The 13,354-nt window shown below is 72.2% G+C and carries 13 protein-coding genes; all 13 read left to right on the forward strand.

From position 1 onward, the window contains the following. The first annotated feature begins 180 nt into the window (after positions 1-180). Complete coding sequence (locus tag AB0M30_RS25420; protein WP_364588029.1) at positions 181-1,269, forward strand: LPXTG cell wall anchor domain-containing protein; 1,089 nt, start codon at positions 181-183, stop codon at positions 1,267-1,269. Next, entirely contained in the window at positions 1,270-1,911 is a 642-nt protein-coding gene (locus tag AB0M30_RS25425) for a class F sortase (protein WP_364588032.1), read from the forward strand. Positions 1,912-1,990: 79 nt separating this feature from the next. Then, positions 1,991-2,644, forward strand: coding sequence for a class F sortase (locus tag AB0M30_RS25430; protein WP_364588035.1), 654 nt, complete (start codon positions 1,991-1,993; stop codon positions 2,642-2,644). 90 nt (positions 2,645-2,734) lie between these two features. Next, on the forward strand, positions 2,735-4,123 hold the full coding sequence (locus AB0M30_RS25435) for a glycine--tRNA ligase (RefSeq protein WP_103340869.1): 1,389 nt from the start codon (positions 2,735-2,737) through the stop codon (positions 4,121-4,123). Positions 4,124-4,216: 93 nt separating this feature from the next. Next, positions 4,217-5,149, forward strand: a complete 933-nt coding sequence (locus tag AB0M30_RS25440) for an ABC transporter ATP-binding protein (protein ID WP_364588038.1) — start codon at positions 4,217-4,219, stop codon at positions 5,147-5,149. Then, positions 5,146-5,886, forward strand: a complete 741-nt coding sequence (locus AB0M30_RS25445) for an ABC transporter permease (protein WP_364588041.1) — start codon at positions 5,146-5,148, stop codon at positions 5,884-5,886. The genes AB0M30_RS25440 and AB0M30_RS25445 overlap by 4 nt, the downstream gene beginning before the upstream one ends. Before the next feature lie 19 nt (positions 5,887-5,905). After that, complete coding sequence (locus tag AB0M30_RS25450; protein ID WP_364588069.1) at positions 5,906-7,108, forward strand: sensor histidine kinase; 1,203 nt, start codon at positions 5,906-5,908, stop codon at positions 7,106-7,108. Further along, positions 7,105-7,710, forward strand: coding sequence for a response regulator transcription factor (locus tag AB0M30_RS25455; protein WP_364588044.1), 606 nt, complete (start codon positions 7,105-7,107; stop codon positions 7,708-7,710). The genes AB0M30_RS25450 and AB0M30_RS25455 overlap by 4 nt, the downstream gene beginning before the upstream one ends. Before the next feature lie 24 nt (positions 7,711-7,734). Further along, entirely contained in the window at positions 7,735-8,388 is a 654-nt protein-coding gene (locus tag AB0M30_RS25460) for a YdcF family protein (protein WP_364588047.1), read from the forward strand. Positions 8,389-8,421: 33 nt separating this feature from the next. After that, complete coding sequence (locus AB0M30_RS25465) at positions 8,422-9,696, forward strand: deoxyguanosinetriphosphate triphosphohydrolase (RefSeq protein WP_364588049.1); 1,275 nt, start codon at positions 8,422-8,424, stop codon at positions 9,694-9,696. A 101-nt stretch (positions 9,697-9,797) separates the two neighbouring features. Further along, positions 9,798-10,892: a serpin family protein gene (locus tag AB0M30_RS25470; protein ID WP_364588052.1), complete on the forward strand. Its 1,095-nt coding sequence runs from the start codon at positions 9,798-9,800 to the stop codon at positions 10,890-10,892. A 2-nt stretch (positions 10,893-10,894) separates the two neighbouring features. Continuing rightward, positions 10,895-12,700 (forward strand): glycosyl transferase, encoded by a 1,806-nt coding sequence (locus AB0M30_RS25475; protein WP_364588072.1) that lies wholly within the window; start codon positions 10,895-10,897, stop codon positions 12,698-12,700. 15 nt (positions 12,701-12,715) lie between these two features. Beyond that, positions 12,716-13,255, forward strand: a complete 540-nt coding sequence (locus tag AB0M30_RS25480) for a DinB family protein (protein WP_364588055.1) — start codon at positions 12,716-12,718, stop codon at positions 13,253-13,255. Positions 13,256-13,354: the final 99 nt, after the last annotated feature.

A 13,354-nucleotide genomic window follows, 5' to 3' on the forward strand; every position in this document is an offset into this window, starting at 1 on the left:
GGACCCCCCTCTCGACGCCGAGCTGCGGGGTACGGCCGGTCGTATTAACCCATTCGGGTGAGTTCGTGGGATATTGGCCCTGCGGCTTCGCATGTCGTGGCCGACGGTGCAAGGTTGTCGCGGAGCGTTTTGCCGTTTCCCGGACGACGGCGAGCCGCCCGAGCAGAGCAGTGGGGAGACATGACGCGTTTCGTGACGAAGGCAGCCGCATTGGCGGCCGCGGTGTTCCCGCTGGTCGGCATGGGGGTCGCGGGGGCGCAGACCCAGGCCGTCGACGAGAAGACCGGCCCGGTCTCGTTCGCGAACATCGCCTCGGTGCGGATCGGCGACGAAGGCCAGCGCGGCGGCGCCCTGATCACCGAGACGCAACGGTCCCCGCTGCTGCCCGGCCAGTCGAAGCTCGGCGCGGACCGCGTCTCGGTCCCCAAGGACGACGGCGAGCGCGCGACCTTCGGCGGGCACTACCAGATCGACCTCGGCCGCTACAGCGCGTCACAGAACCCGTACCCGCCGGGGGTCGCGAGCCGGGACCACAACGTCTTCGCCGCGTTGCTGGCCACGACCGTGCCCACCGCCGCCGCGGAGACGAACTACGCGCTGCGGGACAACTGGCAGGGCAGCTCCGAACCGGCCGCCAACACCGTGCTCGTGCTGGAGGGCGCCAAGACGGCGGTGGACTGCACCGGCCCGGCGAAGCTCTCCGCCACCTCGTCGGTCACCCGGCTGTGGGTGCGCCAGGCCGGCGGCGCGCTCGGCATCGTCCCGGTGCCCGGCGGCGACGCCGGTCTGCAGCTGAAGAACCTGCGGCTCGGCCCGCCCGGCGACATCACCAACGCCGACCGCGCGACCACGGTCTCCGACGTCAAGCTGACCCGCGTCGCCGCGTTCGACCAGCTGATCCGCCAGGACGGCTGGCGCGGGGGCGACCACACCGCCGTCGCCGGCTGGCGGGTCGAGATCACCACCCACGTCAAGGACGCGCAGGGTGCCGCGCTGCAGGACGTGCGGACCAGCATCGTCCTCGGCGGGGTCAGCTGCTCGGTGCCGAACGGGTTCGTCGCGAAGGCCGCCGCGCCCGCGGGCGGCCCGACCGCCACGCAGGCCGCCGTGCCGACCCAGGTCCCGGCCGGTTACCTGGGCGCGGCCGCGCCGGCCACCGGCGAGGACGGCTCCCGCGTGCCGTTCGGCATCGGCCTGCTCTTCGGCGGCGTCTTCTTCGCCGCGGTCGCCCTGCTGCTGGGCCGGCGGCGCAAGACCGGGTCGGACTAAGTGCTGCGCACCGCGCTGGCCGCCGTCTCGGCCGCGCTGGCCGTGGCCGCCTTCGCGGCCGGGATCGTCGTCCTGACCTGGCTGCCGCCGGCGGTCGCGCCGTCCGCGGCGGCACCCCCGCCCGGCACGCTGCCGGGTGAGAACGCGGCCCCGGCCGTGCTCCCGGCGGACAGCGAGTCCGTGGCGCAGCAGCGGCCGGGCACGGTCCGGCTGCCCGGCGGCGCCACCGCCCGCCTGGTCCGCACCGAACTCACCGGCACGGGCGTGCTGCCGATCCCGCGCGGCCTCGGCGACGCCGCCTGGTGGGGCGCCAAGCTCGGCGCGGCCCGCGGCGCGGCCCTGCTGTCCGGGCACGTGAACTGGGAGGGCCGGCGCGGGCCGTTCGACGAGCTGTGGCGCATGCGGGCCGGCGACGAGGTCAGCGTGGTCGACGCGCGCGGCGGCCGGTGGGTCTACCGCGTCCACGACGTCGTCACGCTGCCGAAGGAGACGCTGCCGGCCCAGGCCGAGCGGTGGTTCGGGCAGGACGGGCCGCACCGGCTGGTGCTGGTGACCTGCGGCGGCGACTACGTCGGCGGCACCGAGGGCTACGCCGAAAACCGCCTGGTCACGGCCGAGCTGGTGACGCGCCCCACCGGCTGATCGAGTTCGCTGCAACCTCCCGCGCCCTTCGCGGCATGCCTGTCCGTGCACTGGCCACGACAGCGAAGGAGCACAACCCATGCAGGAGCGGAACCCGGCGGAGCCGAAGAAGGGCTCCGGCCGCTGGTGGATCGTCGGCGGCGCCGGGGCGTTCGTGGTCGCGGCGCTCGTCGCGACCTTGCTCGTGTTCACCGCAAAGGATGAACCCGCCGTCGCGAACGGCACCGGTGGGCCCGTCCCGGCGGCGAACCAGCCGGCCTCGGAGAGCACCCGGCAGGACACCGGCAGCGACCCGGCCCGGCTGTCCCTGCCCGGCGGCGGCACCGCGAAGCTGATCCAGGAGGACCTCGACGCCGCGGGCGCGCTGAAGATCCCGGAGGGGCTCGACGAGGCCGCCTGGTGGGGTGCGCGGCTGGGCGCCGACCACGGCGTCGCGCTGCTGTCCGGGCACGTGAACTGGAAGGGCAAGAAGGGTCCGTTCAACGAGCTCTGGCAGGTCAAGCAGGGGCAGGACGTCAAGCTGACCGACGCCGCGGGCGCCGCGTGGGTCTACCGGATCGAGTCCACCGAGACCGTGCACAAGACGGACCTCGCCGGCCGGTCGGAGCAGCTGTTCAACCCCGACGGTCCGCACAAGCTGCTGCTCGTCACCTGCGGCGGCGAGTACGTCGGCGGCAGCGAGGGGTACGAGGACAACCGCGTCGTGACGGCGTCGCTGGTGACGCGGCCGTAGGCTCACCTGCGCGTAAAGGAGTGGGCCCCGGCGGATACCCTTGACGTTCTAGTCCGATGAACCGTCCCCGCAAGCTTTTCGGAGCGTGGAGTGCCCACGAACACCATTGAGAAGATCATCAGCCTGTGCAAACGCCGTGGTTTCGTCTTCGCCAGCGGAGAGATCTACGGCGGCACCCGCTCTGCGTGGGACTACGGGCCGCTCGGGGTCGAGCTCAAGGACAACATCAAGCGCCAGTGGTGGAAGACCGTCGTCCAGGGCCGCGACGACGTCGTCGGCCTCGACTCGTCGGTGATCCTGCCGCGTGAGGTCTGGGTCGCGTCGGGGCACGTCAACGTGTTCACCGACCCGCTGATCGAGTGCCTGTCGTGCCACAAGCGGTTCCGCGCCGACCAGCTCGCCGAGGAGTTCGCGGCGCGCACCGGCAAGGAGACCAGCGAGGACGACCTGTCCGAGGTGCCGTGCCCGAACTGCGGCACGCGCGGCAAGTACACCCCGCCGCGGGACTTCAACATGATGCTGAAGACCTACCTCGGCCCGGTGGAGTCCGAAGAGGGCCTGCACTACCTCCGCCCGGAGACCGCGCAGGGCATCTTCGTGAACTTTTCCAACGTCCAGACGACGTCGCGGAAGAAGCCGCCGTTCGGCATCGGCCAGATCGGCAAGTCCTTCCGCAACGAGATCACGCCGGGCAACTTCATCTTCCGGACGCGCGAGTTCGAGCAGATGGAGATGGAGTTCTTCGTCGAGCCGGGCGAGGACGAGACCTGGCACCAGTACTGGATCGACCAGCGCACCGAGTGGTACAAGGACCTCGGCATCAAGGCCGAGAACCTGCGCCACTTCGAGCACCCGAAGGAAAAGCTCTCGCACTACGCGAAGCGCACGGTCGACATCGAGTACCGGTTCGCGTTCAACGCGGGCCAGGAGTGGGGCGAGCTCGAGGGCATCGCGAACCGCACCGACTTCGACCTGACGACGCACTCGAACCACTCGGGCCAGGACCTGTCGTTCTTCGACCAGGCCTCGGGCCAGCGCTACCGGCCGTTCGTCATCGAGCCGGCGGCGGGTGTCGGCCGCTCGATGATGGCGTTCCTGGTGGACTCCTACGTCGAGGAAGAGGTGCCGAACGCCAAGGGCGGCACCGACACCCGCGTGGTGCTGAAGCTCGACCCGCGGCTTTCGCCGTTCAAGGTCGCGGTGCTGCCGCTGTCGCGCAACGCCGACCTGACCCCGAAGGCCAAGGAAGTCGCGGCGACCCTGCGCAAGCACTGGAACGTCGACTTCGACGACGCCCAGGCGATCGGCCGCCGCTACCGCCGCCAGGACGAGATCGGCACGCCGTACTGCGTCACGGTGGACTTCGACTCGCTCGAGGACCAGGCCGTGACCGTGCGCGAGCGCGACTCGATGTCGCAGGAGCGCATCGCGATCGACAAGCTGGAGTCCTACCTGGCGGGCCGCCTCGTCGGCTGCTGATCCACCCGGGCCCGGGTACCCCTGACACTTGTCACGACGAGGTCGTGACGCACGGTCTGGGGACCCGGGCCTTCCGGGCGGCAGCCTGGGGGCATGCGAGAAACAGACATCCAGGCGGTGGCGGCGGGGGCCGCGATCCACCTCACCGGCCTGCGGAAGCACTACGGCGAAGTCCACGCGGTCGACGGCGTCGACCTGACGATCGCCCCGGGCGAGGTGGTCGCCCTGCTCGGCCCCAACGGCGCGGGCAAGTCCACCACCGTCGACATGATCCTCGGCCTGACCAGCCCCGGCGACGGCGAAGTGCGCGTGTTCGGGCGCAAGCCGATCGACGCCGTCCGCGCCGGCCTGATCGGCGCGATGCTGCAGGGCGGCGCTCTGATGGACGACCTGACGGTCGGGGAGACCGTCGGCATGGTCGCGGCGCTGCACCGCCGGCCGATGCCGGTCGCCGAAGCCCTGCGCGCCGCCGGCGTCGAGGAGCTGGCCGGCCGCCGCGCGAACAAGCTCTCCGGCGGGCAGAAGCAGCGGGTGCGCTTCGCCGTGGCCCTGGTCAGCAACCCCGACCTGCTCATCCTCGACGAGCCGACCGCCGCGATGGACGTCGGCACCCGGCGTGAGTTCTGGCAGTCGATGTACTCGTTCACCGAGTCCGGGCGCACGGTCCTGTTCGCCACGCACTACCTCGAAGAGGCCGAGGAGTTCGCCGACCGGGTGGTGCTGATGCGCCGCGGCCGGATCGTCGCCGACGGCAGCGTCGCCGAAGTCCGCGCGCTGGCCGGCGGCCGCACCCTGCGCGCGGCCGTCCCGGGCGCCACCGAAGCGGTCATCGCCGCGCTGCCCGGCGTCAAGGAGTTCGAGCTGCGCGGCGACCGCGTCGCCATCTCCAGCGCCGACTCCGACGCCACGCTGTGGGCGCTCAAGGCCGCGGTCCCGGCCGTGCACGACGTCGAAATCAGCGCCGTCGGCCTCGAAGGCGCCTTCCTGTCCCTGACCGCCGACGAAACCGCGGAGCCCGTGCGATGAACGCCACCTACCTGCTCACCGAGATCCGCCGGAACTTCCGGGCGCCGCGCTTCCTGATCTTCGTGGTCGCGTTCCCGGTGCTGATGTTCCTGTTGCAGGCCAACGTCTTCACGAAGGCGAGCGACCCCGACCACACGCGGGTCGCGGCCGTGATCATGGTCAACATGATGACGTTCGGCGTGTTCGCCGCGGCGACGAACAGCGGCGCCCGGCTCGCCCTCGAACGCGCCGTCGGCTGGCAGCGGCAGCTGCGCCTGACCCCGCTGACCGGCACCGGCTACCTGGCGGGCAAGGGGATCTCCGGGATGCTCGTGGGGCTGCCCGCGCTGATCCTCGTGCCGCTGCTCGGCGTGCTGGCCGAGGGCGTGCACGTCGACGCGAGCGGCTGGTTCCGGATCTTCGCCGGCATCTGGCTCGGCACGATCCCGCTGGTGCTGCTGGGCCTGCTGCTCGGCCAGTTCGGCACGCCGGACTCGATGCAGCCGATCAACATGCTCGTCACGCTCGGCATGGGGTTCCTGGGCGGGTTGTGGATCCCGATCGAGACGATGCCGGGCTGGATGCACGACGTCGCCCAGATCATGCCGACGTACTGGGTGCTGCAGGTGGCGCGGCCCGCGGTGACCAGCGACATGGTGGTCTCGCTGCCGACGGCCGCGGGCGTGCTCGGCGCGTGGACGGTCGTGCTCGGGGCCCTGGTGATCAGGCGTTACCGTAAGGACAGTGCCCGCGTCTGAGGGCCGGAGGGGAACGGCGATGGCGGAGTCCGGGAAACGCAGGTTCGGGCTGGACCAGAAGGAATCGTGGTGGGAAGACCCGCTGCCCGACGCCCACAACCGCGGGCCCGGCGGCCCGCGCTGGCCGATCATGTCGGTGGTCTTCCTGCTGCCGTTCCTCGTCCCGGTCACGCGCTCGTTGCTGGCCGAGCCCGCGATCACCCCCGGGCTCGTGCTCATGGCCGTTCTCGTCTACGCCTACAGCGCGTGCTACGCGGTGTTCCCCTACTTCTTCACCCGGGAACTCCGCGTGAAGCTGGCGTTCGGCATCGTGATGAACCTCCTGGGGCTCGCCTCGCTCACGGTGGCCACCGGCAGCGCGTTCGTCCTGCTCTACGGCACGGCCGTGCTGGTGTTCCTGGTCCCGGCGGCCTGGTCGGTGATCATCGACCTGGCCACGCTGGCCGCCGGCGCGGCCATCCTGCTGGCGAAAGGCCAGTTCCTGGACGGCTACGGCGACTTGATCACGGTCTTCTCGATCACGCTGGCGATGTTCTTCATGGGCAACCTCGTCCGCGCGGTCCGGCGGCTGGAACGCGCCAACGAAGAGATCGCCACGCTGGCCGTGGCGAACGAACGCGAGCGGCTGGCCCGCGACCTGCACGACCTGCTCGGGCACAGCCTCACCACGATCACCGTCAAGGCGGGGCTGGCCCGGCGGGTGCTGGAGAGCGCCGGCGACATCCCGCGGGCGGTCGAGGAGATCCGCGAGGTCGAAAGCCTCACCCGCAGTGCGCTCTCCGACGTCCGCGCGACCGTGTCGGCGAACCGCGAGGTGTCGCTGTCCGCGGAGCTCGTCGGCGCCCGCGCGGCGCTGCGGGCCGCGGAGATCGACGCCGACCTGCCGCACGCCGTCGACAACGTCCGGCCGGAGTTCCAGCCCACCTTCGGCTACGTGCTGCGCGAAGCCGTGACGAACGTGCTGCGGCACTCCGGGGCCAAGCGGGTGCGCGTGCGGCTGGGTGACAGCTGGCTGGAGATCGAGGACGACGGCACCGCCACCGACGTCGTCGCGGGCAACGGCCTGCGCGGGCTCTCCGAGCGGCTGGCCGCCGTCGGGGGCACGCTGCGGACGTCGGCCCGAGCTGGGGGAGGATTGCTCGTGCGGGCGGAGATCCCGCTGCCCGAACCGAGCCCGGCCACCCCGGCCGTGCGCGCCGAACCCGCGGGAGGACTCGCTTGATCCGGGTACTGCTGGCCGACGACCAGGCCATGGTCCGCGGGGCGCTGGCCACCGTGCTGGGCCTCGAGAACGACATCGAAGTGGTCGGCCAGGTCGGCTCCGGCGACGAGGTGGTCGCCGCCGCGCGCGAGGCCAAGCCGGACGTCGCCCTGCTGGATGTCCAGATGCCGGGCAAGGACGGCCTGGAGGCCGCGGCCGAGCTGCGGGCCGCGCTGCCGTCGTGCCGGGTGATCATCTGCACGACGTTCGGCCGGCCCGGCTACCTCGCCCGCGCGATGGCGGCGGGCGCGGCCGGGTTCGTCGTCAAGGACGCTCCGCCGGAGCAGCTCGTCGAAGCCGTCCGGCGGGTCCACAGTGGACTGCGGGTGGTGGACCCGGCGCTGGCCGCGGAATCCCTCGCCACCGGGGCCAGCCCGCTCACCGGGCGGGAGCGGGACGTCCTGCGGGCGGCCAAGGACGGCAGCACGGTGGCCGACGTGGCCCGCGCCCTGCACCTTTCGGAAGGCACCGTCCGCAACCACCTGTCCGCGGCGATCGGCAAGACCGGCGCCCGGACGCGGGCCGAAGCCGTGCGCGTCGCCGAGGAGCGTGGCTGGCTCTGAGCCGGTTCTGAAAGAATGACCCGGATGGGTACCGCTGAACGCACCAAACCGTCGCTCGCGAGCTGGGCGCGCCGGATCGCCTTCGGCACGGTCCTGCTGCTGCTGGCGCTCGTCGGCGGCACGGCGTTCCGGGTCTGGCAGGTGGCCCGCGAGAACGACCGGACCCCCGCCGACGTCATCGTGGTGCTGGGCGCGGCCCAGTACAACGGCAAGCCGTCGGACATCTACGCGGCCCGGCTGGCGAAGGCCAAGCAGCTCTACGACGCCGGCGTCGCGAAGACGATCGTCACCGCGGGCGGCAAGAAGGCCGAGGACAACTTCACCGAGGCCCGGGCCGGCCAGCTCTGGCTGACCCGGCGCGGGGTGCCGGCGTCGGCGACGCTCGCGGTCGGCGAAGGCAGCGACACGCTGCGCAGCCTGCGCGCGGTCTCCCAGCAGGTCGAGGCCCGCGGCTGGCGCTCGGCGGTGCTGGTCAGCGACCCGTGGCACTCCTTCCGCGCCCGGACCATGGCCGGCGACCTGGGCCTGGACGCGTGGACCGCGCCGACGCACAGCGGGCCGATCGTCCAGGAGCGCGTCACCCAGGTGCGGTACATCGTGCGGGAGACCGGCGCGCTGCTGTACTACCGGCTGACCAAGACCCCGGCCGACGACCTGTTCGCCACGTTCCTGAGCTGAGAACTTGTCGGAGGGGCCGTTTAGGCTGGTCGGGTGGACTACACCGAGCACGACACCGCCCGCCTGCTGCCGGAGCCGGCGAAGGGTGCGGCGCTGCCCGGCGCCCGGGCGGACGGGCGCAGCGCGTTCTCGCGCGACCGCGCCCGGGTGCTGCACTCCGCCGCGCTGCGGCGGCTGGCCGGCAAGACCCAGGTGGTCGGGCCGGGGGAGGGCGCCGAAATCACCGGCGTCCCGCGCACCCGGCTGACGCACTCGCTGGAGGTCGCCCAGATCGGCCGGGGCATCGCCGACGAGCTGGGCGCCGACCCGGACCTGGTGGACACCGCGGGGCTGGCGCACGACATCGGGCACCCGCCGTTCGGGCACAACGGCGAGCGCGCGCTCGACGAGGTGGCCGCGGCGTGCGGCGGGTTCGAGGGCAACGCGCAGACGTTGCGCATCCTCACCCGGCTGGAGCCGAAGCTGCTGTCCGCCGAGGGTGACCCGGTGGGGCTCAACCTGACGCGCGCGTGCCTGGACGCGGCCACGAAGTACCCGTGGCCGCGCCGGCCGGGGCAGGTGAAGTACGGCGTGTACGGCGACGACGCCGGAGTGTTCGAGTGGTTCCGCGCGGGGGCGCCGGCGGAGCAGCGGTGCCTGGAGGCCCAGATCATGGACTGGGCGGACGACGTCGCGTACTCGGTACACGACGTCGAGGACGGGGTGCTGGCCGGCCGGATCAAGCTGGGCGTGCTCGCCCACCCGGACGAGCGGGCGGCCGTCGCCGAGGCCGCCGCCAAGCACTTCTCCGCGCAGTCGGTGTCCACTTTGGAGGGTGCGGCGGCGGAACTGCTGGCGCTGCCGGTGGTGGCGGCACTGGCGTCGGCCGAGCCGGACGGTTCGCCGGGCGCCCAGGTCGCGCTCAAACGGCTGACGAGCGAGCTGGTCGGCCGCTTCACGACGGCGGCGGTCACCGGCACGCGCGAGAAGTTCGGCGAGGGGCCGCTGGGTCGTTACCGGGCGAACCTGTGCGTCCCGGAGCAGGTGGCGGCGGAGGTGGCGCTGCTGAAGGCGCTGGCCCTGCGGTACGTGATGAGCGACCGCCGCCGGCTGGCCGTGCAGGACGGCCAGCGCGAGCTGCTGGCCGAGCTGGTCGACGCCCTCGCGCGCCGGGCCCCGGAGGCCCTCGACCCGCTGTTCGTCCCGGCCTGGAACGCGGCCGCCGACGACGCCGCCCTGCTCCGGGTGGTGGTCGACCAGGTCGCCTCCCTCACCGACGCCCAGGCCCACGTCTGGTATTCCTGGCAGGTGACCCGCCGCCACCGCTGACGGGCTGACGGCTTCGAAAGTTTCACGGAGGATTTGTCATCCTCGGGTGGACTTGCGCGCGGGCGGCCGGTCGGGGGTGGCGTTCCGGTACTCTCGCCCGCATGGCCACGGACAGCCACCTCCGGTTCGCCCTCGCCGTCCACTCGGCCCTCGGTGCCGGGGGCGGGAACACCTGCTTTTCGCCGTATTCGGTGGCCAGTGCGCTGACTCTCGCCGCGCTCGCCGCCCGGGGGCGGACCCGGGACGAGCTGGTCGCGCTACTCGGCGACCCGGGTGAGCAGACCGTCCTGCTGCGGGAGGCTGCCGAGCTCGTCGAAGAGGCGCACAGCAAGGAACAGCCCGAGCTGGCCGTCGCGAACACGCTGTGGGCGGACGACCGTCTCCCGCTCGAAGACTCCTTCAAGGCCGAACTGGCCGAGTGGCCCGGGGCGGCCGTCGCGAGCGCGCCGTTCGAGAAGGAGCCCGAGGCCGCTCGCGCGCTGATCAACGACGACGTCGAGCGCACCACCCGTGGGCTGATCCCGCAGCTGCTGCCGCCCGGTTCGATCGACTCCGACGTCGCGGCCGTGCTGGTCAACGCGCTGTACCTGAAAGCCGCCTGGAGGCTGCCGTTCCGCGAGGCGAACACCTCGGACGCGCCGTTCCACGCTCCCTCCGGCAGCCGTGACGTGCCGACCATGTGGCTCAGCGAAAGCCTCGGCTACGCGCACACCGGCGGCTGGCAGGTGGTGCAGCTCGTCGCGGCCGGTGGCCTGCAGGCCGTCGTGCTGCTGCCCGACGGCGACCTCGCCGAGGCGGAGACCCGGCTCGACGCCGCCACCTTGACGGGCCTGCTCGGCAAGGTCCGCTCCAAGAAGGTCGAACTCTCGCTCCCCAAGGTCTCGCTCGACGTGACCAGCAAGCTCGCCGGCGTGCTTCGCGGCCTCGGCGTGCAGACGATCTTCACCGACCGCGCCGACCTGACCGGGCTCTCGCCGGATCCGCGGCTGACCGTGTCCGAGGTGCTGCACCAGGCCGTGCTGCGCGTCGACGAAGAGGGCTTCGAGGGGGCCGCGGCCACCGCGCTGGTCATGCGCCTCACCTCGATGATGATCGACGACCCGGTCGCCGTGACGGTGGACCGGCCGTTCCTGCTGCTGGTCCGGCACGCCGCGACCGGGGCGCTCTACTTCGTCGCCAGGGTGGTCGAACCGTGAGCTTGAAGTCCGAAGCCGTCCCCGACCTGGTGCCACCCGCTCCCGAACCCCCCGAAGGCCCGAAGCGCTGGGCGTGGCAGGATTCCGCGATCGCCGGCGGGTTCCTGCTGTTCACGGTCCTGCTCTACAACGGGCTGTGGTTCGACCTCAAGCGCGGCTACCTCTGGAACGGCGGAGCCGACCAGAGCCAGTGGGAGTGGTACTCGACGGTCGTCGCGAAGGCCGTCCTCCACTTCCAGAACCCGTTCACCACGGACCTGCAGAACTACCCGCAGGGCGTCAACATGGCGGCGAACGCGGCGATGTTCGGCCTCAATGTCCCGCTGGCGCCCCTGACGCTCACCTTCGGCGCGACGCTGACCTGGGCGATCGTGCTCACCGCCGGCCTCGCCGGCACCGCGACCGGCTGGTACTGGGTGTTCTCCCGCCACCTGGTCCCGAACCGGACGGCGGCCGCGATCGGCGGCGCGTTCTGCGGCTTCGCACCGCCGATGATCTCGCACGGCAACGCGCACCCGAACTTCGTCGTGCTGTTCGTGCTGCCGTTCATCGCGCTCAAGACCATCCAGATCGCGCACAACGAGCGCCCGGTGCGCAACGGCATCGTGCTCGGGCTGCTCGTCGCGTGGCAGATCCTGCTGGGTGAAGAGCCCCTGGCGATCTTCGCGCTCACCTTCCTCGTCTTCGCGGTCGCGTACCTGATCCCGCACCGCGCGGAAATCCGCGGCATGCTGGCGCCACTGGCCAAGGGCATCGGAATCGGCGCGGTCGTCGCCCTGCTGATCGCCGGATTCCCGCTGTACTGGCAGTTCTTCGGCCCGCAGAGCTTCCACTCCCTGCTGCACGGTTCGGCGGGCAACGACACCGCGGCGTTCACCCGCTTCGCGACGCAGTCGGTCGCGGGGGCACCCGAGGCGGCCGCGGACGTCTCGATGAACCGCACCGAGGAGAACGCCTTCTTCGGCTGGCCGCTGATCGTGCTCGTGGTGATGCTGACGATCTGGTTGTGGCGGGACGTCGTTTCGCGGGCGCTCGCGATCACGATGTACGTGATGGCCGTGCTGTCGCTGGGCGTCGAGATCACGGTGGCGCACGAGGACACCGGCTTCGCCGGCCCGTGGAAGTGGCTGGGCCAACTGCCGTTGCTCGACTCCGTGCTCGAGTCCCGGCTCGCGATGGGCTGCATCCCGGTGGTGGGCGCGCTCCTGGCGATCGCGACGCACCGCGTCTGGACGGCGGCGGCCCAGCAGCCGGCGCCGCTCGACGGAACGCCCGCGTTCCCGCTGCGGATGATCTGGATCGGCGCGGTGGTGGCGGTGCTGCTGCCGATCGCGCCGACCGAGCTGGTGACGCACCAGCGCCCCCTCTCGCCGCCGTTCTTCGCCGACGGCATCTGGCGCCAGTACGTCGCCCCGGGCGGTTCGCTGGTGCCGGTGCCGCTGCCGAGCACCGGGGAGGCCGAGCCGCTGCACTGGCAGGTCGACGCGGGCCTCGGCTACCCGATGCCGGAGGGCTACTTCGTCGGCCCCACGTCGCCGACCGACCGCCGCGGCCGCTACGGCGCCGTCCCGCTGCCGACGTCGGACCTGTTCGCGCAGGTCGAGCGCACCGGTCAGGCCGCCGAGGTCACCGAGGCCGACCGCACGCAGGCGCTCGCGGACCTGCGGGCCTGGAACGCGGACGTGCTCGTGGTCGGGCCGCGGCAGAACCAGGAAGCGCTGAAGTCCACTGTGGAGCTGTTGCTGCGCAAGCCCGCGGAGTTCGTCGGCGGGGTGTGGATCTGGGACGTCCGCCCGTTGACGGCGTGAGTAGAGTCGGCGTTCGTGACCACTGTGGACGAACAGGGCCGGCCCGAACCGCCCCTCGACGGTGACGAAACGACCACGCTCCTCGGCTTCCTGGACTTCCACCGCGCGACGCTGGCCTGGAAGTGCGCCGGCCTGGACGCGGCGGCCCTGCGGGCGACGCACCCGCCGTCCACGATGACCCTCGGCGGGCTGCTCAAGCACCTGGCCTACGTGGAGGACAACTGGTTCTCCCACGTGCTGACCGGCCGGTCGCGGATGGCCCCGTTCGACGCGATCGACTGGGCGGCCACGCCGGACTGGGACTGGGATTCCGCCGCGCACGACACCCCGGACCAGCTGCGCGAACTCTGGGCGGACGCGGTCGAGCGGGCGCGGGCGGCGGTGACCGGAGCACTGGCGGACGGCGATCTGGGGCAGCGCGCCCGGCGCACCCGGCTGGACGGGAGCACGCCCAGCCTGCGCTGGATCCTGGTCCACATGATCGAGGAGTACAGCCGCCACAACGGCCACGCCGACCTGCTCCGCGAGTCGATCGACGGCCGCACGGGGGAGTAGCCGGGCTTCCGGAGGTGGGGGGGGAGATGTAGGTGGGGGGGTGTTGGAGGCAACTTTTGTTGGAGGAGGCGGGGGGGGGGGGGGGGGGGCCGGGGGGGC

Source organism: Amycolatopsis sp. NPDC051716 (assembly GCF_040681595.1).
Classification (GTDB): Bacteria; Actinomycetota; Actinomycetes; order Mycobacteriales; family Pseudonocardiaceae; genus Amycolatopsis.